Origin of the sequence: Paenibacillus sp. VMFN-D1 (assembly GCF_003386155.1) — a bacterium.
Taxonomy (GTDB): Bacteria; Bacillota; Bacilli; order Paenibacillales; family Paenibacillaceae; genus Paenibacillus_AQ; species Paenibacillus_AQ favisporus.
Genome location: NZ_QRDU01000002.1, coordinates 739,174 through 764,932, shown reverse-complemented (window position 1 = coordinate 764,932; position 25,759 = coordinate 739,174). Strand labels below are relative to the sequence as shown.

Below are 25,759 nucleotides of genomic sequence, written 5' to 3'. Positions count from 1 at the left end.
TACCTCATTAAAATGCATTCTTCGAATTAATAAACACTGTAAGAGTCTTAAATAGAATCTTCCAATCCATCAACACGCCGCGCTGCTCGATATACCGCAAATCCAGCTCTACCATCTCGCTGAAGCTCAGCTCGTTTCGCCCGCTCACCTGCCAGAGGCCGGTGCATCCCGGGATGACCCTCAGGCGCAGCTTATCGTAGTTGCTGTATTCCGCCACTTCCCGTGGAAGGGCAGGCCGGGGACCTACGAGAGACATGTCACCGCGCACGACGTTCCAAAGCTGCGGCAGCTCGTCGATGCTCGTTTTGCGGATGACGGCGCCCACCCGGGTGATACGCGGATCCTTTTTCATTTTGAACATGGCGCCGCTGATTTCGTTTTGCTCCAGGAGTCCATCCAGCAGCTCTTCGGCATTGGATACCATGGAGCGGAACTTGTACATCCGGAACGGCTTTTCGTCTTTACCGACACGGGTTTGTCCAAAAAAAACGGACCCTTTCGGGTCCTCCAGTTTAATCAGAATCGCAACGATCAGAAACAGCGGCGAGAGCACGACAAGGCCGATCAGCGCAAGGACGATATCCGTCGCTCTTTTAAACGCTTGATAGATGACCCGGGGATTATCGTTCTCCAGAACATAGGGCGAGTACGCCGGTGTACCTTCGAATGCGACATCCGATTCGTTTCTTTGCGGTGTGGGAGAGATCACCACCTATCACCTCACTAGCGATTTATTTTGCCGAGCTGTTCCCGCTCAAGAATATGCTCCATCCCCTGCAGCAGCGGGGTGCGCAGTTCTTCGTACTGCAGCGCAAAATCCAGTGTCGTCATGATGAAGCCCAGCTTCTCGCCGACATCGTAGCGCGTACCTTCAAAATCGTAAGCATAGACGCCCTGGCTCTCGTTCAGCTTCTGAATGGCGTCGGTCAGCTGAATTTCCCCGCCGGCTCCTTCTTCCTGCAGCTCCAGGTAGCTGAAAATTTCCGGCGTCAGAACGTACCTGCCCATAATGGCCAGGTTCGACGGAGCCTGTCCTGCCGGCGGTTTCTCCACAAAATAGCTCACTTCGTGTAAACGTCCAAGCTTCTCCAAGGGCGCAACCACCCCATACCGGTGCGTCTGCTCGCTCGGAACGGTCTGCACGCCGATGACAGACTTCTCAACTTGCTCGTACTGCTCCACCAACTGGCGGATGCAGGGCACCTCGGACTGCACGATGTCATCCCCAAGCAGCACTGCAAAGGGCTCATTGCCAATAAAGTTGCGGGCGCACCACACCGCATGCCCCAGCCCTTTGGCTTCTTTCTGGCGTATGTAGTGAATCTCCACGTTGGAGGACCGGCGGACTTCGTCCAAAAGGTCAAACTTCCCCTTGCTGAACAGATTGTTCTCCAGCTCAAACGCATGATCGAAATGGTCCTCGATGGAGCGCTTGCCTTTGCCGGTCACGATAATAATGTCTTCGATTCCGGACGCCACCGCTTCTTCTACGATGTACTGAATCGTCGGCTTGTCGACGATCGGCAGCATTTCCTTCGGCATCGCTTTGGTCGCGGGTAAGAACCGGGTTCCAAGCCCCGCGGCGGGAATAATCGCTTTTTTCACTTTCCTCATCTCATTCACTACCCATCTTTTATATTTTTCTTTGTACCCCAGATGCATGCTGTGTATGTAGAAAACCTAGCTATATGCTCTTCGCAAACAGGGAAAAGACCATAGCTCCATTTTCTAAAAACAGGGCATTCAACCCGTCCTCACATCACACCCTCGACAATGAATGTCTAAGGTCCATAGGACCCACAGCGTGACCGAGTGCCTCCAGTGATAAAGGTGCAGTAGGCATTACCTTCTTGAAAAACATGTCTTTATTGAGCCTGCATACCGTAATGGTCCGCAGCAAAGGCCTGCTGGTCGCGGCTGCTTCGGTTAAGCACCAGTCCCAGCATGTTGGCCTTCACATGATCCAGCTGTTCCTTGGCCGCCCTCAGGTGGCTTCGTTTGACCTTGCCCGCGGCAACCACCATGATGACGACGTCGCATAACGCACTCGTAATGACACCGTCCGATACCGCAAGCACCGGCGGCGTATCGATGAGGATGACGTCGTACTCCTGCCGAAGCTGGACCAGCATGTCCCGCATGGCGGCCGAGTCCATCAGCTCTGCCGGGTTTGCCGGCACCGGCCCGGCCGTCAGCAGGGATAAATGGTTGATGCCCGTCTCCTGAACGGCCTGCTGCACCAGCACGTCACCTGCCAGTACTGTACTCAGTCCGTGCCGGTTGGAAAGGGAGTAGATGTCATGCAGCGCGGGCTTGCGCATATCCGCATCAATCAGGAGCACCTTCCGGCCTTCCATCGCATAGGTCACCGCCAAATTGCTGACCGTTGTCGTTTTGCCTTCGGAAGAGCGCGTCGATGTGACCATGATGACCTGATGCGCCGCGTCTTTGGGGGAAAAATGAATTTTGGTCCGGAGCAGCCGGTATGCCTCGGATACCCGGGAGGTTGGATTCCCGGATACGACCAGGGCTTCTTTATTGATTGAGCGTCGCATACTTGCCTTCACCTACTTTTTGATTTGGTATACTTGTGCCGCTTCGGGTTTTCAAATCCGCCCGGTTCATTTCGCTGATGACCGCAAGCACCGGCATGTCCAAAATTTCCGCAGCCTCGGCCTCCGTTCTCACCGTATCGTCCAGATAGTCAAGCAGGAAAACCAGTCCGATGGCGAGCATCAGGGAAACTACAAAGCTGATCAGCATGTTCATAACCGGGTTAATGTTGATCGGCCCAGGGGAAGCTTTGGTATCGGCTTCGCTAAGAATCGTAATGTTGTCCACGTTCATAATGCGGGGAATCTGTTCCTTAAACACCATGGAGACGGCATTAACGATTTTGGCCGCCCGGGTATAGGACGGATCCTGATACACCAGGTTCATGACCTGCGAATCATTAGCTGAAGTGACCGAGATCATCGCTGCAAGTTCACCGGGCGATGCTTTCAGATCGGGATATTTTTGCACGACTTTGTTCATAATGGCGGACGACTTGATGATTTCTTTATAGGAGTTAATGAGGAAAATGCTGGTCTGGATCGTCCCGGCATTCAAGCTGGCTCCGCCGTCCGCAGAGGCAGATTGGTTAACGATCAGTTTGGCGTTGGCCTCATAGACCGGCGTCGTGAGGTAGAGGCTTTTGACTCCGGTAGCCGCAACGGCAATAACGACAATCGCCGCGATTAACCACCACTTTTTTACAATGATTCGAAAATACTGTTTAAGCTCCATAAACACGCTACCCCCGCTAATCATTTTTCAACTGCAGTTGTGGGTCACACCTTACCGATACAATATGTATTATTCATCCTACACTTTAAGATACAAAATGTATCATGTCAAGCAAATGACTCTAATTTTTTTCGAAAAGCGACATGATTATGCAGCGAAAAACCGCTTTCATCCGCATTTCCATGCATATTCAGACAGTTAAAATCCGCATTCCATTTCTGGGCGTTAAAAAAATTGACGGCCTGCAAACTTGAAATCCGAAATATGCTGCTATATACTTGCCGAAAAAAGTTACACTTTGTATCGTAAACACGCCTTCTCTCATCTCAGAACGGACACATATATAATGGAAGCGCTTTAAATGAAGGAGGAATTATGCGCATTTTTCTCACCGTGACGTGGGCGGTTTGCCTGTTCGTCTTTACTTGTTCTTTCGATTTCAATGCCCTTCTCCACCATCACCGGGCGGATTTCCGGCTGAATCCCTCACCCGATTGGAGTGAACTGCTCAAGCTTGATTTACAGTGGTCGAGCGAGGCCTGGATCAACCGAAAAATCGGGCATTTTATCGGTTTCTTTCTATTGGAGCTGCTCTTGTCCAATTTGCGCGGCTCGAAGCTTGCCGTCATGACGGCGATCCTGTACGCAGCGTTAACCGAGGTTCTTCAGCTGTATTTTTTTCGAAGCGGACGGATTTACGACATCGTGAACGATACGTTCGGCATCCTCTGCGCCTACCTGTTCTGCCTTATGCTCCAGGCTTATATCAAGCGGACAAACCGTGCCAGAACGGCAGCGCGGCCTCCGCGTTCAGCTCTCCCATCCGACAAAAAGCAAACCAGGTAATCTTTCCTCATCCAAATTCACTAAATTTCGCACGCTGAAAAAAAATGTTGATACAATATGTATACATGTAGTATGATACAGAAGAACTAGATACATATTGTCGCAAATTGTTTGGACGGTACATAACGGAGGAAGATGTCATGAGCGCAATTGCGGGGATTTACCGGTTTAGCCAAGACCCCTTAGACGTCAGCGCCGGAGCACCCATTATGGAGTCGCTGAAACGGTATCCGGCAGACCGGAGTTCGGTATGGCAGCAGGGCCATGTGTGGTTTGGCTGTCACGCCCAGTGGATCACGCAGCAGTCTGCCCACGAATTGTTGCCCTTCTATTGCGCTGAACGCAGGCTGGCCATTACCGCCGACGCCATCATCGATAACCGGGATGAGCTGATGGATGGGCTGCAGGTCCCTTCCCGTGCAAGACAAGCTATGACGGACGGGGAAATTCTGCTGCTCGCTTACGAAAAATGGGGAGAGTCGATGCCGGAGCGTCTGGTCGGCGACTTTGCTTTTATGATCTGGGACGGCAACAAGCAGATGCTGTTCGGAGCCCGGGATTTCTCCGGTGCACGAACCCTTTATTATCACCGGAACGGGGAACAGCTGTCCTTCTGCACGGCCATTGGCCCGCTGTTATCCCTGTCGTATGTTCAACAGGAGCTGAACGAAGCTTGGCTGGCCGAGTTTCTTGCCATCAGCGGGGTTTTTGAGCCGCCGGACTTATCTACGACGGTTTACCGGCATATCGAGCAGCTGCCGCCTTCGCATACGCTCACGGTCCGCAGCCGCCAGGTGTCCGTCTACAGATACTACAGCTTGACGGAGACTTCCCCCCTGCAGCTTAAGTCTTCCGAAGAATATCAGGAAGCTTTCCGCGACGTGTTTAACCGGGCCGTTACCTCAAGGCTGCAGCGGACAAGCCGGATGGTCGGGGCTCATTTAAGCGGGGGACTGGATTCCGGGTCGGTTGCCGGCTTTGCGGCCAAAGCGCTGGAGCGTGATCACCGGAAACTGCATACGTTCAGCTACGTTCCTGAAGAAGGCTTCGAGGATTGGACGCCCAAGCGGAGACTGGCCGACGAAAGGCCTCTCATCCGTCAGACTGTCCAGCATGCGGGTAACATCGAGGACAGCTACCTCAGCTTTAACGGCCGAAGCCCGTATACGGATATCGATCACTGGCTGGACATTATGGAGACACCCTATAAATTTTTCGAAAATTCATTCTGGCTTCGAGGAATTTACGAACAGGCGCATGAGCGCGGGGTGGGCATTCTGCTGAATGGCGCAAGAGGAAATTACAGCATCTCCTGGGGCAACGCGTTGGACTATTACGCCAAACTGATGAAGAAAATGGCGTGGGTCCGCCTGCGCGGGGAGATTAACCAATACAGTATGAACATAGGCGTAGGACGCAAGCGCATCATAGCCGAGCTGTGCAAGCAGGCTTTTCCGCTTCTGAAGCGCAGGCATGCCGCCTCGTCCTCCAATGAATTTCCGCAGCTGGTTAACCCGGCATTCGCCAGACAGGCCGGCGTTTACGACAAGCTGACGGACAGGCAGTTCACCGAAATCGGATCGGGCGAAGACCTTCCCTCCGACCCGGTGGAGGCAAGAAAGTATCATTTTGACAGCTATAACGTATGGAGCACGACGGGAACGAGCGTCAGCAAGCTGTCGCTGCAGTATCCCCTCTGGGCTCATGATCCGACCAACGACCTGCGCGTCATCCGGTTCTGCCTGTCGGTACCGATGGAGCAGTATGTGCAGAACGGCCTCGACCGCGCGTTGATCAGACGCTCTGCCCAAGGCTATCTTCCCGACATCGTCCGGCTGAATCAGCGGCTCAAAGGGATCCAGGCGGCCGATATTCTCCACCGGATGACTCCGCACTGGGCGCAAATGGTCCAGGAGCTGGACCAACTGTGCCGGGACTCCCGCATGCAGCAGGTGCTGAACATTCCTGTCGTACGCAAAGCGCTTGACGAAGCCAGAAACGGGATGCACCCAAGCCAGGCCTACAGTCCGGCCATCAAGGTGCTGATGCGAAGCTTGATCGTGTACCGCTTTCTGGAGCGAAACTTTTGAAAGGAGGTGAAATCGATGAAAAAAGAATGGACTACACCTGAACTGGAAGTATTGGAAGTCAGCATGACGATGGCTGGCCCCGGAAAAGGCAAACCGGACTCCTTCCAACCGGACCCGGATGATCCTGTCTTCTACAGCTAATTCCAATTCATAAACCGAGTGATCAGGAGCAGCCCTTGGTCCCAATGATATGGGGTAAGGGCTGTTCTTATATCCACATTCTTCCTGACGAAGCGGAGAAAATATATGATCAAACCAGCGATGTATACAGCCTTCGGGCTTACGATAGAAAGTGAAATCCCGCTGCCCGAGCTTCGGCCGGTCGGGCATTTCGGCCAAGATGTCCAAGTGCGGGTCGGTCTGGCCGATCTTAACGATGCCTGGGAACGACGGGAAACGCCCGTCAACAAATTCGCTGTAAGCGAGCAGCAGGTGATGTTCCGGATTCCGAAGCTGGCCGTGTTCAGCGCAGAGAACGGAACCGACATTTACGTCTCGCCGGAGGCAGACGCGGACGAGGATCAGATCCGGTTGTATGTCCTCGGCACCTGCATGGGAGCTATTCTGATGCAGAGAAGGATTTTGCCCCTGCACGGAAGCGCCGTCGTCATGAACGGCAAAGCTTACGCTCTGGTCGGCCATTCCGGACACGGCAAGTCTACGCTGGCATCCGCCCTGCTGCAGCAGGGATGCCAGCTGCTGACCGACGATGTCATCGCCGTTACGATGGATACGGAGCAGCTTCCACTTGTTGCCCCTGCCTATCCACAGCAGAAGCTTTGGCAGGACAGCCTTGACACGTTTGGCATGGACGCGGGCGGTCTCCGTCCTCTGTTCGACCGGGAAACGAAGTATGCGGTCCCGGTTCTCGCCAAGTTTGCATCCGAACCGATTCCGCTGGCAGGCGTTTTTGAACTGGTCAAAACAGACTGCGAGCAGCCCGAGATCCGGGAAATCAAGGGCCTGGAGCGCCTGCCGCTCCTCCATCGCCATACCTACCGCAGCTCGCTCCTCGCAGAGAGCGGTCTAACCCCGTGGCATTTTGAATGCACAACCCGCCTGTCGGGATCCGTGAACATGTATCAGCTGCAGCGTCCCCTGGATCAGCCTACGATCGGCAGATTGACCGAGATGGTTCTGGATGTTATTGGAGGCTGAGCAATCCAAATTCATACCGGGTATCGCCATCGCCGATCCATGACCAAGCCCTGTTCCATTGCTGGAAGCAGGGTTTTTATGTCGTTGCAGAGATGTCCCATCCCCTCTCCCTCTTTCCGGAAAATCTCAATCAAAAAACATGAGCTGAATCATGTCCCTCACTTTACGCAGCTCCCGCTCTTCCAAACGCTGCAGCTGGCCTAAAATTTCGCTGATCACCGCCGTCTCCGGCGCACCTGAGCGATTACCTCCCACCTCTTCTTCCTCCCCGTCCATCGGCTCGACAAAGGAAGTGCCGAGCGTATCCCTCATGCCCGCTGCGAGCAGCTGCAGCTCTTCGAGCGTGTATCGCTGCATAAAACGTTTGGCATTCCGCTCGATTTGGCCATGCAGCGCTTCATGCACGTCGTATATTTCCCTGCCGAGTGGAGTCAGCCGGAAGAACACCTCTTTTTTATTGTCAGGCAAGGACTCGGACTCGATGACGCCGAGTACGATGAGTCTCCGGGTGACTTTGGAGACGCTGCCGCGGGGAATGTCGAATTGCTTGGAGATCGTGATTCCATTAACGGGTTCAAGCTGTCCGACAGCATCAATAACATGGAGCATCACAATGGTCGACTCCTGCAAAACCGCCTTGACCTCTGGATTGTCGGTATGAGAGATCATCCACTGCCTTTCTTCATCGATGCCTTCCGCCTGAAATCTCCGCTGGATCTGCGCGATGCTGCTCATCATTTCCTGAATGACGATTTCTTTTTGCGGCCATTCTCCAGGGGATGGATGATCTTGTTTGGACCGGTTCATGCGGCTGGTCTCCTTTCCTGCACTTCACGTTAAAGTAGTTACAGCCAGTATAACAGCATAGCGTCTCCAAATAAAGATTCCATGAAACAATATTGACACCAATAAAACAAAAACGTATTATTGATTCGAAGAAATTATTTTGTTTCTAGGAATCATTAAATGGAGGGTATCCCCATGCATATCGTTATCGTTTTTGATCATCCTTACGGAGCGTCCGCCTCCGGCAACATCCCCCACCGCAGAAGCTTCTCCGCCGCCCTGCTGGCGTCCGTAACCAGCGGCCTGACTGCCGCTGGCCACACCTTGGATCTGATGGACCTGCAGTCCGACCGCTTTAATCCCGTGACCTCAGCCGAAGATCTGGCCGCCTGGAGGCAGAGGGACACCCAGGACCCGATGGTCCAAGACTACCAGCGCCGTCTGTTGGAAGCTGACCATCTTATTTTCATCTTTCCGATTTGGTGGGAAACGATGCCCGCGCTGACCAAAGGTTTTTTGGATAAAGTGTTCGTCAAGGGCGTCGTTTTTGACGAGGTTAAGCCCGGACGCCCGTTTGTCTGCCTTCTTCCCAAGTTGAAGGGGGTTTCTCTGCTGACGGTTATGAGCACACCCGGATTCGTGTACCGTTGGATATTAGGTAATCCGATCACGAAGATTCTGTTTCGCGGCACGTTTCGAAAAATGGGCATCCACAAGCTGCGCTGGCTCAATTACCCCGGGATGGAGCACCTCAGCCTGGAAAAGAGACGCGAGCGCCTGGCCGCAGCGGAAAAGCGTTTCAGCCGGTTGTAAACAGCACCCATTTGAGGACCACTCCGCAGTCCCTCCGGTTTGAACGTACTGGCCCAAGCAAACTGCGGCGCAAGCCTCACTGCTGGCAAACTAGCTAACAATAACCTGTCAAAACAGCTTGCGTTACCAAGTAGACGCTCTTCAAATAAATCCTCCTAGATCCTATTGACACGTTACCATAAAGTAACATATATTATATGTGACTAATAAGTAACATGTTTGAGAGGAGCGCACTATACATGAACATAAATATGAACACGACTATGGAACACCCATTGTATGATATTGCCGTGATCGGCGGTGGGCTGACCGGTCTGACCGCCGCGATTTATGCAGCTCGGGCCGGGCGATCCGTCATACTGCTTGAAAAAGACAGCCGCCTTGGCGGCCTGGCCCAAACCGCCAGAATCGGGGGAGCCTTGTTTAATTACGGCCCCCGTGCCATGTACGAAGGAAGCGCTGCGCTGCGGATTTTGGAAGAGCTCGGCTGCAAACCTTCCTCGGGCAGCGGGACGAAAAACGCCATGTACGGCATTTTAGACGGGAAGCTGATCCATGCCACTGAAGAGCTGAGTCCCGAAGAGCAGGCGGAATGGAGTAAGCTCATGGAAAACCTGAACCGGATCGATCCGGCACCGGTCCGCTCGATCAGCATAAAGGAATGGGCGCCGGGGCATGTCCGCTCGGACCGCGTTCGCCAGTTCTTTTACGCCATGTGCAGACAGTGGGCCTACGATGACGACATGGAGCAGTTAAGCGCAGGCTACGTTTTGGAGCAGGGACAGCTCGCCAGCCAAGGCGTCCGGTATGTGCTGGGGGGCTGGCAGACGGTCATCGACAGCCTGCAGCAGGAAGCCGTCAGGTCCGGCGTCGTCATCGCCGCAGGTGCCGAAGCTGCCCAAATTGTGCATGAGCAGGGAACGGTCACCGGTATCCTTCTGTCCGAAGGGACCCTCCTCAGAGCAGGCAGCATCATCGCCGCGGCCGGACCGCATGCGGTCAGCAGATGGCTCAAGGATTCCGGATTACACAGCCGTTCGCTGGAGGTCTGGAAGGAGCAGGCTCACCCGCTGTACGTTTCCTGCCTGGACGTCGCTTTGAAGCAGGTGACCCATCCGGATCGGGCGTTTGTACTCGGACTGGATGAGCCGTTCTATTATTCGAACCATTCGGCAGCGATCCCGCTAACAGAAGACGGTTCCCAAGTAATCCATGTGATGACATACCACGGCTCCATTCCTTCCCGTGGTCCCGAATTGGTCCTGGGGCGGCTGAAGCAAAGGCTTGAGGCCATTCAGCCGGGCTGGGAGCGGGAAGCCGCCGCCGTCCGTTTCTCACCGAATCTGCTTGCCGCTCATGCTTCCCGGCCTGCGCTGCGAAGCGGGGATGCTCCCGCACCGGGACCGGCCGTTCCGGAAATTCGCGGGCTGTACGTCGCCGGCGACTGGGTGGGCCGCGAAGGGCGCCTTGCCGATACCGCGATGACGAGCGCCAAACTCGCCGGTCTGACGGCCGCGGGCATAGATTGACGCGTCATGCAATAAAAAGGACCTCCCCGAAGGAAGGTCCTTTTTATTGTGGTTCATCTATCGTATCGCCTGATTAAGAGTTGTCTCTTTGACGGGCCCGGGCCTCTCCGCCCTTACGGCCGGCTTCCTCACGGCTCATTTTGCCGTCGCTGCCATCGCTGTCGCTTCTCGCTTCGCCGCCTTTCTGGCCGATTTCCTGATAAAATTCGCGGTCATGAGACTCTGATGTCGCCTCGCCGCCCTTACGGCCGATTTCCTCATAGAACTCACGGTCATGGGAATCAGCCGTCGCTTCGCCGCCTTTTCTGCCGATTTCTTGATAAAATTCCTTGTCATGCGTTTTGGCGGTTTTCTCGCCACCCATACGTCCGGCTTCTTCGACGGTCATCTTACGGTTATCTTTGTTATTTGCCATTTCGAATCACTCCTTCTAGGGTTTTGAGTGTTGCGCTTGCATTCATTACTTACCCGTGCCCCAGGATATGAAACATCGTATTTGTGCATAGATGGGTAATAACGATACGTAACCCCTACCCAAACCACCGAGAGGAGAGAACCATGAAAAACCGCAGCATCCTGGAACAAACGAGCCATCGTCCTATACCTATGCCTGACGGGCCCTGGGTCATGAAGCAGGGATGGAACGACCTGCTGTTCGCCCATTGGCCGGTAGATGACCACAGCCTGCTCCCCTATATTCCCCCCGGCCTTGAACTTGAGCGATGGGAAGGACGGCCGTGGATCAGCGTCTCCCCGTTTCTGCTGGATCCGCTCCGCATGCGGGGGATGCCGCCCATACCGGGGACCCGGAAGTTCCTTGAGCTGAACGTTAGAACATACGTGAATTGCGGCGGAAAACCCGGCATTTGGTTTTTGACGCTGGAAGCGTCGAATCCGCTTGCGGTCGCGGGGGCCCGTATGCTGGCCCGCCTGCCCTACCGCTACGCCCGAATGCAAAAGAGCAATCAAGAGGGATTCATCCATTATGTCAGCGAAAGGGATCGCGGGCTCAGAGAGTCCCCGGCGGTATGGAAAAGCCGGTACTGCGCGGTAAACCAGAAGGTTTATCATGCCGAGCCCGGGACCCTCGTCCATTGGCTGACCGAGCGGTATTGTCTGTATTCCGCCGGGTCCGACGGTGAGCTCCGAATCGGGGAGATTCACCACCTTCCCTGGCCGCTCCAGGAGGCCGGACTGTGGATCGAGGAGAACAGCCTGACGGCCTCGTTCGGCTTGGTCCATGACCCGGAGCCGGCGCTGCTGACGTATACCCCGCGGCTGGAGGTACTGTTGTGGCCGGTACGGAAAATATGAATGGCCCTTAACAGTGAGTCCGAGAATAGGAGCCTGCAGAAACAAAGAGGCACTCGGGCTGACCGCAGAAAGGCGTTATTCTTCGTATCGCAATGCCGTAATGCGCAATACCGTATTGCGCATTACCGTAATACCGCAATTACTACAATTACAGCAATTCTGCAATTACAGCAGTTACAGCAGATACAGCAATTACAGCAGATACAGCAGATACAGCAATTACAGCAATATCGCAATCCGCCATGCCGCAAATCCAAAAGGCAGAGAATCCTCTCAGAGAGGACGCTCTGCCTTTTCCTGCAAATTCAGCGGTCGGATGCTTGAACGATGTACCTAAAGCGTATGCCCGATGGCGCGTCGAAACTCTTCAAGCGTCTGCCGGACCGCCTGGGGCGTATCCAGCATCAGAACGCTGTCGGCCAGCGAGCAGCAGGCTTCCCGGTCGAGAGCTGACAGTTCTTTTTTGATAACGCCCAGCCGTCCTGCCTCCATGCTCCACTCGTCCAAACCGAGCCCAAGCAGCAGCGGAGCAGCCAGCGGATCGCCGGCCATCCCGCCGCACATACCGGTCCATTTGCCCGCCTGATGGGATGCTTCGATGACATGGCGGATCAGCTGCAGCACCGCCGGGTGGAAATAATCGTACAGGTAAGCGACCTTATCGTTCATCCGGTCCACAGCCAGCGTGTACTGAACCAGGTCGTTCGTACCGATGCTGAAGAAATCGACCTCACGGGCAAACGCCCCTGCCATGACGGCCGCCGACGGCACCTCGACCATGATTCCCGCCTCGATGCGCTCGTCGAATGCCGCCCCGCTGAGCCTCAGTTCTTCCTTCGCCTCCTCCAGCACGCCCTTGGCTTCCCGCCACTCCTGCAGCCCGGAAATCATCGGAAACATCACCTTGACGTTCCCGAATGCGCTGGCACGAAGCACCGCGCGCAGCTGAACCTTCAGGAGATCCTGCCTGCCCAGGCCGATCCGGATCGCCCGATAGCCGAGGAACGGATTGTCCTCCCGCGGCAGATCCAGATACGGCAGCGCCTTATCACCGCCGATGTCCATCGTGCGGATGATCACCGGGCGGCCATCCATGGCGGCCGCCGCCTCCCGGTACGCACGGAACTGCTCCTCCTCGCCCGGCATGGCCGGGGCATTCATGAACAGGAACTCCGTGCGGAACAGCCCCACGCCGCCGGCGCCCTGCGCGGCGGCGGCCTTCGCTTCGGCGGCCGTCCCGATATTGGCCGCCAGCTCCACGCGCGTCCCGTCGGCGGTCACCGCCGGACACGCGGCGTAACGGGCGAGCGCGGCGCGCTCCCGCTCGCCCTCCTCCATCCGGAGGCGGCTCAGCTCCGCCTCCGCCTCGCTGGGCCGGACGATGCAGCGTCCGGCCGCCCCGTCGACGGCGATCAGATCGCCGTCCGCGATGCCGTCGATGGCGCTGCCGGCGCCGACGACGGCGGCAATGCCGAGCGAGCGCGCCAGGATCGCCGTGTGCGACGTCGCACCGCCGGAGCGGGTGATCAGCCCCACCACCCGCTCCGGGTCCAACTGGATCGTGTCCGACGGCGCCAAGTCGTCCGCCACGAGGATGACCCGCTCCGTAATCGCGGATAACCCGCGGTCCTCTTTCGCGGCCAAAGCGTTCAGCAGACGTCCGCCAATGTCGCGGATATCCGCGGCCCGCTCCTTCATATAGTCGCTGCTCATAGCCTCGAACACGCCGGCTACCTGTTCCACGATGCCGGCAACGGCCTGCTCCGCGGGCTCCCGCTTCTCCTGCACCCAGGCCTCCATCTTCGGATAGAAGGCCGGGTCATCCAGCAGCCTGCGCTGACCCGTCACGATCCCGGCCTGGTCTTCACCAAGCGTCTCCGCCGCCTTCGCCGCCAGCTCCTCCAGCTGCCGGGCACACCGGCGCTTCGCCTCTCCCAGCCTGGAGAGCTCAGCCCGAATCGCCTCCGGGTCGCCGGGAAGCACCACGGGAGCCAGCGCACCGGCAGCCTCTTTCCGCCGATAGATGAAGGCCGGCGCGATCCGTACCCCTTCCGACACGCCGATGCCTTGAACATACAGCGTGTCCATCAGTCCTCACCGAACTTGCCGTCCACGAGCTCCGCCAAAGCGCGGACCGCTTCTTCGTCTCCCGGTCCGGCGGCTTCGATCGTGACGACCGATCCCGCTTCGAGCCCAAGCGTCATCAGCTCCAGCATGCTTTTGCCGTCGGCCCGGCGTCCATCCTCCGTTACAACCGCCACCTGCGCTTCATATTGTCCCGCCCGGTCCGAGAACTGCTGAGCTGGCCGCACATGAAAGCCCTGTTTATTCCGTATCGTCACCGTTTGTGTAATCATGTTGCTCCTCCCCTTTATGAAGCCGGTCACGCCAGCAGCGCGATCCGGCCCTTATAAGCTTCGATCAATGCCTCGTTATGCGCGTCGGCACCATCGATGTTGCCGCTCAAAAATACCGGCGGCGTAAGCCCCTTGTCGAACATGATCCCGATCGCCTCCGCGAATACGGCGTTTAGAATCGCTGCGCCAATCACCGTCGAGCTGGGCGCAAAAGCGACCTCCATGCCTGGATACCGAAGCACCGCATCCCCTTTAACAGAGAAGTTGTCGATGACCAGATCGACGGCGTCGGCCAGATGCCGGCCGCTCTCATGGCGGGATGGTTGGCTCTTGGAATACGCCAGGGAAGTTATGCCGATGGTAAAGGCGCCTTTCTGCCCGGCCATTAGCGCAACATCCACCGGTACCGGATTACGTCCGGAGGTTGACAGCACGAATACCACTTCGCCTTCCCGGATATCCTGCTCATCCATGAAGTCTGCCGCAAGGCCGTTCTGCCGCTCCAGCTCGGATGAGCGCACTGCGCCTTCGTGGAGCATCAGCTTCTCCACAAAGATGGGACGGATGGGAGCAAGCCCGCCGGCCCGATAGAACACTTCTTCGGTGAGGATATGCGAATGCCCGCAGCCGAATAAATGGATGATGCCACCCTGCTCTATGCAATCCGCGACCTTGACGGCAGCTCTCCGGATCTCCTCTGCCTGCTTCGTCCGTACCTTATGCAGCAGCTCGCCGATAATGTTGAAATACGCGTTCATCAGCATAATTCCTCCCCCTTCGCTTCAAAATCCAGCTTCCTTCTGGCCTGCAGCACCATGTCCGCCATCGCGTCCAGGCTGCGTTCGATGATCTTTTCCCCTTTCGCCCGGCTGGCCCGGGTGGCGTCGCCGAGCACCGCCGAAGACGTCATCTCTTCCCATGGTGTTGGGGTGCAGTCTGCGTCGGAAGGGATATGCGGTTTCCCGTCGATCGCACGGTCCATGTCCACATGCTCTTCAGCCAAATACAGCATGTAGGACGTTTCGATTTCGTCGGCATGCATGTAGGTGCCATGAGCCGCAGGCGTTTCCCGGACTTCTGCCGTCACTTCCTTCGTTCCGGGATAGAAGAAATAGAATACCTTCAGGTCCGGCACCCGTTCATACAGCACCCTCGCGGCCTCCTTCAGGGCGACGGCATTTCCCAAATGGCCGTTGACCATGGCCAGAATGCGGAAGCCTTGGTTGTGCAGGCTTTCCCCGATATCGGCAAGGAGCCCAATCAGCACCTCGTTAGACACATTTATGCTCCCCGGAAAATGACGCAGGCTCCACACCTGCCCGTAAGGCAGCGTCGGCAGCACGAATCCGCCGGTGCGCGCAGCCAGTTTGTCCGCGAGCCGTTCGGCAAGCAGATTGTCCGTGCCGAGGGGAAGATGCGGGCCGTGCGCTTCCACGGCTCCAACCGGCAGTATGGCCGTGCGGTGCAGGCGGATCTTGTCCATGACGTCAGCCGAGTTTTCATGCTCGAATTTCATGACCCTGCCCCCTTACTTTTTGAATGTAAAGCAGCGGGCCGGGTTGGCGACAAAAAACTTCTCGATCAGCTTTTTGCCGTCAAACCCTGCTTGATCCGCCTCGTCGATGAATCGGGGCACCCATTTGGCAATGATATATTCCAGCCCCAGTCCATGATCGTAATGCTTGTAGTAGGTTTTGCGGGCGGTGTCCCCGCTGATCAGGATTTGGTCTTCGTACCCTTTGCGGACGAGATTCAGAATCAGTGCGATCCGCGTGCTTTCAGGCGCGTATTTGATTTTGCCGATGCCGTCAAAGCTCAAAAATGCGCCGGTTGCGGCGATCTGCTCGTGGTAATACGGATCCGGATTCCGGTCCATGTGTCCGAGGCTCAAATAAGACAGGTTTACGCCTTCGCTTCTCAAGAGCTCAATCTGCTCCAGCGCCATCGTGCCGACCTCCGTATGGGAGTGGACGGGAGCTTTCGTTTCGTGATGCGCCCTTGCCACGGCCCGCAGCGTCTTTTCCTCCAAGGGCGTGATCCGGTTGTAGCCCGTTCCGAACTTGACCTGGCCAGCCTTGAACGGTGTTCCTTCCAGCCCTTCCTCGACCTCGCGAATGACGAAATCGGCCAGCTCGTTGATCGTCTTCGCCTCAATCCACTGGGCGTAAGTATCATAGGGCCCGATAAGGGGCTTCAGCTCTTCCTTGATGCCCGCGTCCCACAAAAAGCTTTTGTTGAATCCGGCCGTCCCGACGATCCGGATGCCCGTCTCGCGTGCGATCTCCTCTACGGCATGAACATCCCGGCCATAGTCGACCGCCGTTGCATCCACGATCGACTGCCCGCCGTACCGTTTGAAATCCAGCACGTCCAGCTTCGACTTCTCCTTGTCGTCCAGCAGCAGATCGTCTTCCCCCCGCTCCTGCCAATAGGCCGGGCGGCATACGATATGCTCATGGGAGTACGTAAACCCGAGCTCCTTCGGATCGATGTCCCCGTGAAGTGTGCGAATAAAGCCCATAATCGTTCCTCCTCCATTCTTGGTGAGTGGTTGGTGTCGTTGGTAAGATCCGGCTGCATACAAGGACCCGCTATGGCCCAGGGAAGACGGCGCTCCGACCGCTCGCCGTCTTCCGTTTGGCCGGTTTCAAATCTCCATGTTAAAAGAGCAGCTTGGCGATAAAGTGCAAAATCGGACCGATGATGAACATATCCGAGTCAGCGGCCCACATGGCCGTGTCCGGCACGGTTGAAGAGATCAGGAAGCTTACCATGACAAACTGCCCCCAGGCTACGATCGTTGATGTAACGAAGCCCCCGATTACCGCTCCGCGCACGCCGCCCGTCGAGTTGCCGAATACGCCGGCCGTCGCCCCGTGGAAGAACAACACGATCATCGTCGGTACGAAAATGTAGGACACCGTGCTGCCGAGCACGAGCAGCCAGATGATGGCTCCGGCGAAGGCGCCGAGGAAACCGAGCACAACGGCGTTCGGCGCGTAAGGATACACGACCGGAGCATCCAGCGCCGGCTTGGCCCCGGGCACCAGTTTGGTCGCAATCCCGTTAAAGGCCGGCACGAGCTCGCCGACAAACATCCGCACCCCCATCAGCACGATAGCAATGCCGCCGGCGAACGTAAATGACTGGATAATGGAATAAATGATAAAGTTCTGGTCTCCTGCCTTGGCGATCAGGGCAGCAGCCTCGGGGGTCCCCTTGGTCGACAGTATGATCGCTCCGATCAGGAACAGCACGCCCATACTGAGCGCCGTAATAACGTTGGAGTCGCGAAGAAATTCGAATCCCTTCGGCACTTTGATCTTCTCGGAATCGTTCTTTTTGTTACCGAGAACCTTGCCCAGCAGCGCCGCCAGCAGGGCGACGGAGGCTGAGGTGTGGCCCAGAGCGATGTTGTCGTTCCCGGTAACCTTTCTCAGGAACGGCTGGACCAGGGCCGGCTGGAAGGTCCAGTACAGGCCCAGAATGACGGCGATGACGACCACGAGTTTCCATACCGGAACGCCGGTGCCTGCCGCATGGACGATGACGCCCGCAAAGATCGTTGAGGTCCAGAACATCATGTGTCCGGTCAGGTAAATGTATTTGAACCGGGTAAACCGGGCCAACGCCACGTTGATCAGGAAGCCGACCAGCATGGCCAGCGTGACGGCGCTGCCGAATTTGGCGTTGAAGGCTTCCTGGCCCATGAAGCTGCCGAGCGAGCTGGTCTTCAGGCCGAACACTTCCTTCCACATCGGTTCGAACACGTTCAGCGCATTCACGATGACGTCCGAACCCGCTCCGATGATGAGGAAGCCGATGATCGCCTTGAACGTCCCGCTCACCAGCTGGCTGGTCGATTTTTTCTGAAGCATAAGGCCGACCAGAACGATGAAGCCGAGCAGTATAGCAGGTGTTCCGAAAATATTGGTTGCGATCCAATAAAGCACGTCCATGGATGGACACCTCCTCGGTTAGGTCAAGATAGGGCTTACAAGGCTTCCTCCAGCTTTTGCTTGATTTCGTCATTGTCGAAGTAGTTATTGACGACGATGATCCGGGCGGAATGGCCCTCCAGGCTTTGCGCCAGCTCATGGCTAGTGATAATATAGTCGGCCGCCGTGCCCGATGCCGTGGAGACATCCGTATGCTCCACGTCCGCGCTGACGCCCATCGCACTCAGCACATTTTCCACATTCATCCGCAGGATCAGACTCGTTCCTTGTCCCAAACCGCATACGCATAGTACTTTCATTGCTCATTCCCCCTAATGATTTGTTGGATAGCTTCCACATCGGCCGCCTGTTTGAACTGTTCCAGATGCGCCGGACTGCTCAGCAGCGTCGTCAGCTGGCGCAGCAGGGCGATATGCTCGCCGCTGTCGGACCCGCCAAGGGCGAATACCAGCTGCACCGGATCGTTGGCGCTGTGGCCGAAGACGACCGGTTCCTTCAGCCGGACAAAAGACACCGCGGCCTCAATCACGCCGTCCTGCGCCCGGGCGTGCGGCAGGGCAATACTCGGGGCAAGGACGAAATACGGGTCCCTCTCCCGGTAGGAATCCACCATTGCGTCGGCGTAGCGTGCTTCCGCTGCACCCGCCTCCGTCAGCAGTGCACCTGCCAGCCGGATTGCCTCCTCGGCGGATGCCGCTTCCGCATCCAGCGCAATGAGCGGAGGTTCAAGAAATTTCATGTTCATCTCTCCCGTTCGGATAGTTTAGCCGGAACTTGAAGCCGTCCCGATCTGCTTCAGTATCTGCTCCTTCGTATGCGCCTCCTTCAGCCGGTTCAGGCCGGCTGCGTTCTTCAGCATGCCCGTCAGCTCGGACAATGCCTTTAGATGCGACTCTCCGTCGATGGCCGCCAGCACCAGAACGACCTTCACCTGGTGGCGCGCTTCCCCGGAAAAAGCCACGGGCCGCTCTAATTGCAGAAGGCTCATCCCCAGCCGCTTCACGCCGTCCTCCGGCCGGCCGTGCGCGATGGCGATTCCGGGCGCGACCACAATGTATGGGCCCAGGGACTCCACTTTGCCGACCATGGCGTCGATGTAGCCTTCGTCGATGTATTCTTCCGCCAGCAGCGGCTGGGCTGCTTCCCGGATCGCTTCGCGCCAGCTCGCACTCTCCCGCTGCAGGCGAATCATCGGCGCGGGCAGCAGCTCGGCCAGGGAAGGCTTGGGCCGCTCGCCCAGCCATACTTTGCTCCGGCCGCCGGACAGATAGCGGCCGAGCTCGTCGGCGAGGCCCGCTTCGTCGGTCACGTCCGCGTGCTTACGAACGATATCGAGCAGTGCCTGCACCGAGCTCGCCTGTGTCCTTTGGCCTCTGCCGCCTGCCTTGTTCACCCTGCCGAGCAGATTCTCTTTGTCCTTGTCGCTGAGGATCGAATGGACGACATAAACGGGCACTTTGCTGTCCGGCAGCGGGACTGTTGAGAAAATTAAATCGACCCGCTCCTGGAACTGCTCGTATTCCCGCAGGGAAAGCATCGCGATAATGTCCAGAGTGGAGAAAAGCCCCTCCAGCTGGGCCTTCAGCATTCTCGATGCCGAGATCCCGTTCACGCAGACGATCGCCGCCCTCCGCCGGGCTGCCGGCTCCACTTCCTCCCGGCGCAGCCATCCGCCGAAATGCATGGCCAGATAGCTGATCTCGACGTCGCTCAGCTTCCGGCCGACCAGCTCCTCGAAGGCATATGCCGAGCGCCGGGTGAGCTCAAATAAATCGCCGTATTTACTGCGGATGTCCTCCAGAAGAGGATTGACCAGCTCCAAACCGTATATGATCCGGTAATACGCCGGCTTCAGGTGAACCAGCAGGTCCTCCTCCACGGCTTCCCGGCCGCCAAGCCAGACGCAGGCGCTGCGCTGGAACGCATCCGTCATCTCCCGGGCCGCGTCCCGCAGGCGTCCGATAATTTCACCCGAGCCTGTCAGCTGCTCCATCCGGTTCGCCCTTGCCCCAAGCAGATGCATCGTAAGGTAAGCGTTTTCTTCTTCCGGTACCGGACTGCCGAACAAGCGGCCAAGGCCGTCCGCAATTCGGGAAGCCGCGTCATATTCGGGCGTCTGCCGAAGCACTTCCCGCTCATCCTCATCCACGCGGATCACCCGGCCGGACTGGATCCGGCGGATAAACAGCAAAAATCGGGTAGTCAAATGAAAAAGCATCTCGTCGGTGAGCTCCACGTTCAGCATCCGCTCGCTGGCCGCGATCAGCCGGTGGATCTGACGCCGGATGCCTTCGTCCGTATTCTCCGGCATGATGTCCCGCAGCGGATCCTGCTCTCCCCAGTAACCCGTACGGCTGACCGCCTGCTCCCAGCTGACGCTGCCGGCAAGCTGATCGCAGCAGCGGGTCAGCTCTCTCCTGATCCTCGCCTCTTCGCCGTGCACTTCATAGCCCCGCTTCCGGTCATACACCACCTCGAGGCCGGCCGTCTCCAGCTGCTCGCGGACCGTATTCAAATCTTTCAACACCGTCCCCCGGCTGACTTGGAGCAACTCGGTTAGTCGGTGGATGAAGACGGGACTCTTTGCCGTGAGCAGCCGGATCGCGATCCAGGCAAGCCGCTCTCGCTGGGACAAATAATACTGCTGGGCCGCAGAACTCTCTGCCCCTGCCGTGTCCGGGATCCCCCGGCGGCTGGCCTCCGGCAGAGAATAACCGGCCGTGCGCACGTACTCGACAGGAGGCAGCTCCAAAGTCTCCAGCCAGTCATTGATTTTGTTCATATCGTAATACACGGTTCTTCGGGAGATGCCGAGCCTCTGCGTCAGTTCATCCAGCGTTACGTAATCGTCCGTCTGCACCAGCAGTTTCAGTATTTCGGTACTGCGTTCATCAAGCATTCCGGCATCCCTCCTGTCATTGACGAAATATGTCGTTCCTTGTGACTCGATTATACCTATGGCCCTGCTGCGAATGACAGTTCAATTCCTGGAAGTCCGGTTTGTGCAAAAATGAATACTATCGATTTCCAGCACTGATTTATCGGCTTTCTTTCGGATCCGTCCAAGACGATGTGGATTTTTCGGATGACAATCTATGTAAATAATGGTAAAAAGGAGAATAGAAGTCAGGAAGGGATGATACATCTGTGAAAAAGTCGACGGCATGGTTCGCATTATCGTTTGTGTTCATTTTTTTCAGTGCGCCGATGGGTTACTTCTTCTTCAGGAATATATTTTTTTACAATATGAACTTGACCGGCGAATACGAGACGCTGCTGTACTGCACCCTGCTTTCCCTCCTTCTTATCGGCTTACTCATGTTCTTGGTCGGGCTTGCCGAGCTGAAGCAGAACCGCTAAAAGAAGACCCTCTGCCTGTTGGCAGAGGGTCTTCTGGTTTCATCGTTTCATCTATTCATTTTAAATCAAAGATAACGTGAAATGCGGCATTAGGCACGCTGTCTTCTGGCCGAACGGTCATCGCTCAGCAGCCACATGTGGTAGAAGTATTCGAAAATCCCTGCCACGATGGTGATAACCAGCATATCCGTATAAGACAAGGACCACAGATTCGATGCACGCACCGCCCAAAGCATGAGAAAAACCAGAACAGCATCGCACAGCGTCGAAACGATATTGTTCTGGGAAGCGCGGAGAATCAGCAGGTCGCCGACCAAATAGGAAATGACGCCGATCGCCAGCGCCGTAGCCAATGCCCCCCAGATCGTTGCCGTAGAGAGTACCAACAGCATCGCCGTGATCACAACCAAATGAGCCACCAATTTAACGGCAAATTTCCCCATATCCCTGACCTCCTTTCCTCATTTGGATTGTTTTTCATGTAAGTTATAAACAGGTTCGGGTGCTTTAAAACGATCAACTGCCTTGCAGAAAATCGTTCTTTTTTATTACCATGCGCCAAAAGAGCAGTTTATATGCGCATGGTCTTGCGCATAAGCCGGTTTATGCCATATAATGACCACAGTCATTTATGACCAGGGTCATTTTTTAATAATGAGGTGAACGGTTTGCTGAGAGACCAGAAGAAGAAGAACACCCGGGAAAACATTACCCGCAATGCCATTCAAATGTTTAAGGAGAAGGGCTACGACAACGTCACCGTGGAGGAGATTGCCGCGGTGTGCGGAATCGCGAAAGGAACCTTTTTTAACTATTTCCCCAAAAAAGAGCATGTGCTTCTGTATGTAGCCGATTCGTACGCCGGCCTGATGGACGACATCGTCGCGCGTCATCAGGATGGTCCCTTGAAGCAGCGCATTTTGCGAATCCTGCGCGACCTGCTGCACATTTATATGCAGCATGAGGAGCTTCTGCGGCTGACCCTGATGGAAACGATCAAAGCTGAAATCGTATCAGGGAGCGAATTAACCAACATTTCGAATTTCAAAAATGCTCTGCGCCGGGTGATGGAGGATGCCGGAGAACAAGACCCGCAGCAGCGGCTGTCATACCCCGAGCTAAGCGCAGGAGTGGTGGTCGGACTGTTCTTCCAGACGCTGATCACGCTGTCCTCCAAGATGAATGAAGACGGGATATACGGATCGATTGAACGGCAGCTGGATGCCGTGTGGGAGGGAATCGGAAGGTGAAACGGCTGAAGCGGATCGTACGAAGCAAAACCTTTATGATTTTGGCACTGCTGCTTGTTTTTATTTATCTGAATAACACTTCCCTGCTGGCCAAGCCCCGGGATGGTTCCCCTTTTCTTCTCGCCCATCGCGGATTGGCCCAAACCTTTACAATGGAGGGAATCACGAACGACACCTGTACCGCGGAACGAATTGATCCCCCCGAGCACCCCTATCTGGAAAATACGCTTCCATCCATGGAAGCCGCATTTCAGGCCGGTGCCGATATGGTGGAACTCGATATCAAGCTGACGAAGGACGATCAGATCGCCGTGTTCCATGACTGGACACTGGACTGCCGCACCAATGTGAAAGGCATGACGACGGATTACACGATGGCCGAGCTGAAAAAGGTTGATATCGGCTACGGTTATACCGCCGACGGAGGGCAAACGTATCCGTTCCGTGGAAAAGGCGTCGGGCTTATGCCAACGCTGGATGAGGTGCTGAAGCAATTTCCGGACCGGTCTTTCCTGATTCATATGAAAAGCAGTGATCCGAAGGAAGGCACCCGGCTAGCGGATGCGATGTCGGCGCTGCCCGAACAGCGGCTGAAGCAGCTCGCCTTCTATGGCGGGGATGAGCCGGTTGCGGCTCTCAAAGCAAAGCTTCCCGAAGCCCGCGTCATGTCCATCGCCACGATGAAGCGCTGCCTGATTCCGTATCTGGCCGCGGGATGGACCGGGTACATGCCTTCAGCCTGCAAGCATACGGAGCTGCATATTCCCGAGAAAATCGCCCCGCTCCTGTGGGGATGGCCAAACCGCTTCCTGAACCGGATGGACAAGGCTGACACGCGGGTGATCGTCGTCGGCGGCGACGGCAGCGATTTCTCATCGGGCTTTGACAGCCCCGAAGACATCAAGCGGCTGCCTGCCCATTACAGCGGCGGCATCTGGACGAACCGCATCGACCGGATCGCCCCTTTGTTTAAAGGCAGTTCCGCGGAGGAACCCGCCACTTAAAGTCCTCTTAGAGCCGGGCCTCTCCCGAAATGATTTCAATATCCAGCTGCTTCAGGGCGTCGATCCATTCCCTGGAGCAGCCCGCATCGGTGACGACCATCGAGATCTGTGTAAGCGGTGCGATCTGGGCGAAGGTGGTGACCCCGAACTTGGAATGGTCCGCGACGAGAATAGCTTCTTCCGTACGCTCGATCATTTTGCGGGACAGCAGCGCTTCTTCCAGATGATAATCGGTGATTCCGTCGGTCAGCGATATGCCCCCTGCCGAAATAAACGCCTTATTCACTTTGAAGCGATCGAGCAGCTCATGACTGATCATCCCCGTAGCCGCCTGATGCTCCGGATTGATCTCGCCGCCAGCGAACACGATTTTCCCCCGGAATCCCTCAAGGGCAAGGTTTAATATCGGCACGGAGTTGGTGATGACCGTGACCTGAGGGCGCTCCATCACATTCCGCATAATTTCCAGTGTTGTGGTGCCGTTGTCCAGCAGCACTGTCTCCCCGTCTTCAATCAGGGACGCCGCCAGTTTGCCGATCTCCTGCTTTTCGCTCCGGTGCATCAGGGAACGGTTCGTAAACGTCGGCTCCGTGAAGCCGGAACGGACCCGGACCGCGCCGCCGTAAACTTTCCGAAGCTTGCCTTCCTTCTCCAGGCGGTCGAGGTCCCTGCGGATCGTCTCTGTCGAAACGCCAAACATCTCCGCCAGTTCGTGCACGCGGACTTTCCCTTCCATCCCCAATTGGCCGAGAATGGTCTCCCGCCGTTCCTCATAGGTTAAGGACATATCGAAACCCTCCTTTATACCAAAAGGCTTAGTATTGGACACATGTGGTTTTCCATCGCTTACATGTGTTTTGTTGTTGTTTCTATTAAGTGTAGTTGGCTATGGAGAGGAATGTCAAACTTCGAAAAAATGAATTGACAGCAGCCTTGGCCAGGATTAAAATCAACTAAAACCACATAAATACACATAATACAACACACATATATGTGGTTTGTTAAATCAACGTAAAATGACTAGGGGGACACGTGAGATGAGCAAGAGCTTGTCTTTTCGAAAGGACGGCACCTTTACGATTGTACAGTTTACCGATTTGCATTGGATGGACGGCAGACCTGAGGACCAGCGCACACGTGAGATCATGGAGCGGGTCATGGATGCAGAGAAACCGGATTTAGTCGTTATCACCGGAGACGTCATTTATACCGGACCCGTGTCCCCGGGAAATAAAGAATGCGAGCATCCCCGGGAAGCCTTCCGGGATGCGGTCGCTGCCATGGAAGAACGCGGCATCCCGTGGGCGGTCGTCTTTGGCAATCATGATACGGAAAACCGGATCAGCCGGGACGAACTGATGCAGACTGTGCTGGAGCACCGGCACGCGTTAACCGAGCCCGGTCCGGGGGACTTGAGCGGGTCGGGCAATTACACGCTGGAGCTGATTGACGCGGAGGGACGTCCGGCCGCCAACCTGTATTTCCTCGATTCCGGGGATTATTCGAACCTCGAGCAGGTTCCCGGGTACAATTGGATCCAGCGGGACCAAATCAACTGGCTCGCCGCCGAATCCGCCAGGCTGAACCCGAGCGGGCAGGCGGAGAAGCTGCCTGCTTTGGCATTCTTCCATATCCCGATTCCCGAATATCAGGAAGTATGGGACACCCAGGTCTGCTATGGACATAAATACGAACGGGTCTGCAGCCCTCCGGTCAACTCCGGACTGTTTGCGGCACTGGTCGAAATGGGCGACGTCATCGGCACGTTCTGCGGACACGATCATATCAACGATTACAGCGGAACGCTGCACGGGATCCGCCTGAGTTACGGGCGGGCCACCGGCTGCAACACATACGGCAAAGAAGGATTTATGCGGGGTGCCCGCGTCATCCGCCTGTCTCTTGGCGAGAAGGACTTCGATACCTGGCTCCGGCTGGAAGACGGGTCCGCCGCTCTGGAACAGCCGATTCATGAACCCGATACCCAAGGAACCAACTAAACAAC

The 25,759-nt window shown here is 56.2% G+C and carries 28 protein-coding genes; 11 read left to right on the top strand and 17 right to left on the bottom strand.

Features of this window, described 5'->3' with window-relative positions:
• Window positions 1-7 precede the first annotated feature (7 nt).
• From C7820_RS19025 to C7820_RS19010, 4 genes are all read right to left on the bottom strand, one after another.
• A complete protein-coding gene (locus C7820_RS19025; RefSeq protein ID WP_116232677.1) occupies window positions 8-706 on the bottom strand; it encodes a sugar transferase in 699 nt (232 codons plus the stop codon).
• A 17-nt stretch (window positions 707-723) separates the two neighbouring features.
• The gene (gene galU / locus C7820_RS19020; RefSeq protein ID WP_116232676.1) at window positions 724-1,614 is read right to left on the bottom strand and encodes a UTP--glucose-1-phosphate uridylyltransferase GalU; all 891 of its coding nucleotides are present in this window, start codon (window positions 1,612-1,614) and stop codon (window positions 724-726) included.
• 251 nt (window positions 1,615-1,865) lie between these two features.
• On the bottom strand, window positions 1,866-2,555 hold the full coding sequence (locus C7820_RS19015) for a CpsD/CapB family tyrosine-protein kinase (RefSeq protein ID WP_116232352.1): 690 nt from the start codon (window positions 2,553-2,555) through the stop codon (window positions 1,866-1,868).
• Window positions 2,536-3,288: a YveK family protein gene (locus C7820_RS19010; RefSeq protein ID WP_076170381.1), complete on the bottom strand. Its 753-nt coding sequence runs from the start codon at window positions 3,286-3,288 to the stop codon at window positions 2,536-2,538. The genes C7820_RS19015 and C7820_RS19010 overlap by 20 nt, the downstream gene beginning before the upstream one ends.
• Window positions 3,289-3,663: 375 nt before the next feature.
• On the opposite strand from C7820_RS19010, the gene C7820_RS19005 reads away from it, so the two are divergent.
• The 4 genes from C7820_RS19005 (at window position 3,664) to C7820_RS18990 (ending at window position 7,382) form a co-directional block, all read left to right on the top strand.
• Window positions 3,664-4,134 (top strand): VanZ family protein, encoded by a 471-nt coding sequence (locus C7820_RS19005; protein WP_116232351.1) that lies wholly within the window; start codon window positions 3,664-3,666, stop codon window positions 4,132-4,134.
• Between the two features lie 140 nt (window positions 4,135-4,274).
• Window positions 4,275-6,224, top strand: coding sequence for an asparagine synthase-related protein (locus C7820_RS19000; RefSeq protein WP_116232350.1), 1,950 nt, complete (start codon window positions 4,275-4,277; stop codon window positions 6,222-6,224).
• A gap of 15 nt (window positions 6,225-6,239) precedes the next feature.
• Window positions 6,240-6,365, top strand: a complete 126-nt coding sequence (locus tag C7820_RS18995; protein ID WP_105441696.1) for a paeninodin family lasso peptide — start codon at window positions 6,240-6,242, stop codon at window positions 6,363-6,365.
• Window positions 6,366-6,470: 105 nt separating this feature from the next.
• Complete coding sequence (locus C7820_RS18990; protein ID WP_116232349.1) at window positions 6,471-7,382, top strand: aldolase; 912 nt, start codon at window positions 6,471-6,473, stop codon at window positions 7,380-7,382.
• A 126-nt stretch (window positions 7,383-7,508) separates the two neighbouring features.
• Here the strand turns inward: C7820_RS18990 and C7820_RS18985 are convergent, their stop codons facing one another.
• Complete coding sequence (locus C7820_RS18985) at window positions 7,509-8,189, bottom strand: winged helix DNA-binding protein (RefSeq protein WP_116232348.1); 681 nt, start codon at window positions 8,187-8,189, stop codon at window positions 7,509-7,511.
• Window positions 8,190-8,363: 174 nt separating this feature from the next.
• On the opposite strand from C7820_RS18985, the gene C7820_RS18980 reads away from it, so the two are divergent.
• Window positions 8,364-8,981, top strand: a complete 618-nt coding sequence (locus C7820_RS18980; protein ID WP_116232347.1) for an NAD(P)H-dependent oxidoreductase — start codon at window positions 8,364-8,366, stop codon at window positions 8,979-8,981.
• 239 nt (window positions 8,982-9,220) lie between these two features.
• Entirely contained in the window at window positions 9,221-10,510 is a 1,290-nt protein-coding gene (locus tag C7820_RS18975; protein WP_285854914.1) for a phytoene desaturase family protein, read from the top strand.
• A gap of 73 nt (window positions 10,511-10,583) precedes the next feature.
• Here C7820_RS18975 and C7820_RS18970 read toward each other — a convergent pair whose 3' ends face one another.
• Window positions 10,584-10,925, bottom strand: coding sequence for a KGG domain-containing protein (locus C7820_RS18970; RefSeq protein ID WP_116232345.1), 342 nt, complete (start codon window positions 10,923-10,925; stop codon window positions 10,584-10,586).
• A 143-nt stretch (window positions 10,926-11,068) separates the two neighbouring features.
• Here C7820_RS18970 and C7820_RS18965 point away from each other — a divergent pair, with 143 nt between their 5' ends.
• Window positions 11,069-11,824 (top strand): YqjF family protein, encoded by a 756-nt coding sequence (locus C7820_RS18965; RefSeq protein ID WP_116232344.1) that lies wholly within the window; start codon window positions 11,069-11,071, stop codon window positions 11,822-11,824.
• A gap of 333 nt (window positions 11,825-12,157) precedes the next feature.
• Here the strand turns inward: C7820_RS18965 and ptsP are convergent, their stop codons facing one another.
• The 9 genes from ptsP to C7820_RS18915 form a co-directional block, all read right to left on the bottom strand.
• Entirely contained in the window at window positions 12,158-13,912 is a 1,755-nt protein-coding gene (gene ptsP, locus C7820_RS18955; protein ID WP_116232342.1) for a phosphoenolpyruvate--protein phosphotransferase, read from the bottom strand.
• Window positions 13,912-14,181, bottom strand: a complete 270-nt coding sequence (locus C7820_RS18950; protein WP_076170389.1) for an HPr family phosphocarrier protein — start codon at window positions 14,179-14,181, stop codon at window positions 13,912-13,914. Before C7820_RS18950 ends, ptsP begins: the two co-directional genes overlap by 1 nt.
• A 26-nt stretch (window positions 14,182-14,207) precedes the next feature.
• On the bottom strand, window positions 14,208-14,942 hold the full coding sequence (locus C7820_RS18945) for an SIS domain-containing protein (RefSeq protein ID WP_076170792.1): 735 nt from the start codon (window positions 14,940-14,942) through the stop codon (window positions 14,208-14,210).
• A complete protein-coding gene (locus C7820_RS18940; protein ID WP_116232341.1) occupies window positions 14,939-15,697 on the bottom strand; it encodes a creatininase family protein in 759 nt (252 codons plus the stop codon). The genes C7820_RS18945 and C7820_RS18940 overlap by 4 nt, the downstream gene beginning before the upstream one ends.
• Before the next feature lie 12 nt (window positions 15,698-15,709).
• Window positions 15,710-16,702 (bottom strand): phosphotriesterase family protein, encoded by a 993-nt coding sequence (locus C7820_RS18935; RefSeq protein WP_116232340.1) that lies wholly within the window; start codon window positions 16,700-16,702, stop codon window positions 15,710-15,712.
• 139 nt (window positions 16,703-16,841) lie between these two features.
• Complete coding sequence (locus C7820_RS18930; RefSeq protein ID WP_116232339.1) at window positions 16,842-18,140, bottom strand: PTS ascorbate transporter subunit IIC; 1,299 nt, start codon at window positions 18,138-18,140, stop codon at window positions 16,842-16,844.
• A 35-nt stretch (window positions 18,141-18,175) separates the two neighbouring features.
• A complete protein-coding gene (locus C7820_RS18925; protein ID WP_116232338.1) occupies window positions 18,176-18,439 on the bottom strand; it encodes a PTS sugar transporter subunit IIB in 264 nt (87 codons plus the stop codon).
• Window positions 18,436-18,879: a PTS sugar transporter subunit IIA gene (locus tag C7820_RS18920; protein ID WP_116232337.1), complete on the bottom strand. Its 444-nt coding sequence runs from the start codon at window positions 18,877-18,879 to the stop codon at window positions 18,436-18,438. Before C7820_RS18920 ends, C7820_RS18925 begins: the two co-directional genes overlap by 4 nt.
• A gap of 24 nt (window positions 18,880-18,903) precedes the next feature.
• Entirely contained in the window at window positions 18,904-21,039 is a 2,136-nt protein-coding gene (locus tag C7820_RS18915) for a BglG family transcription antiterminator (RefSeq protein WP_258875300.1), read from the bottom strand.
• Window positions 21,040-21,287: 248 nt separating this feature from the next.
• Here C7820_RS18915 and C7820_RS18910 point away from each other — a divergent pair, with 248 nt between their 5' ends.
• On the top strand, window positions 21,288-21,500 hold the full coding sequence (locus tag C7820_RS18910) for a hypothetical protein (protein WP_116232336.1): 213 nt from the start codon (window positions 21,288-21,290) through the stop codon (window positions 21,498-21,500).
• Between the two features lie 89 nt (window positions 21,501-21,589).
• Here C7820_RS18910 and C7820_RS18905 read toward each other — a convergent pair whose 3' ends face one another.
• A complete protein-coding gene (locus tag C7820_RS18905; RefSeq protein WP_076170396.1) occupies window positions 21,590-21,943 on the bottom strand; it encodes a DUF2512 family protein in 354 nt (117 codons plus the stop codon).
• Between the two features lie 225 nt (window positions 21,944-22,168).
• On the opposite strand from C7820_RS18905, the gene C7820_RS18900 reads away from it, so the two are divergent.
• Together C7820_RS18900 and C7820_RS18895 are read left to right on the top strand one after the other, a co-directional pair.
• Window positions 22,169-22,750, top strand: coding sequence for a TetR/AcrR family transcriptional regulator (locus tag C7820_RS18900; protein ID WP_116232335.1), 582 nt, complete (start codon window positions 22,169-22,171; stop codon window positions 22,748-22,750).
• A gap of 35 nt (window positions 22,751-22,785) precedes the next feature.
• Complete coding sequence (locus C7820_RS18895; protein WP_397334203.1) at window positions 22,786-23,754, top strand: glycerophosphodiester phosphodiesterase family protein; 969 nt, start codon at window positions 22,786-22,788, stop codon at window positions 23,752-23,754.
• A gap of 7 nt (window positions 23,755-23,761) precedes the next feature.
• On the opposite strand, the gene C7820_RS18890 is transcribed toward C7820_RS18895, so the two are convergent.
• Window positions 23,762-24,541: a DeoR/GlpR family DNA-binding transcription regulator gene (locus C7820_RS18890; RefSeq protein WP_116232333.1), complete on the bottom strand. Its 780-nt coding sequence runs from the start codon at window positions 24,539-24,541 to the stop codon at window positions 23,762-23,764.
• 250 nt (window positions 24,542-24,791) lie between these two features.
• Here C7820_RS18890 and C7820_RS18885 point away from each other — a divergent pair, with 250 nt between their 5' ends.
• Window positions 24,792-25,754, top strand: coding sequence for a metallophosphoesterase family protein (locus C7820_RS18885; protein WP_116232332.1), 963 nt, complete (start codon window positions 24,792-24,794; stop codon window positions 25,752-25,754).
• The last annotated feature ends 5 nt before the right edge of the window (window positions 25,755-25,759 follow it).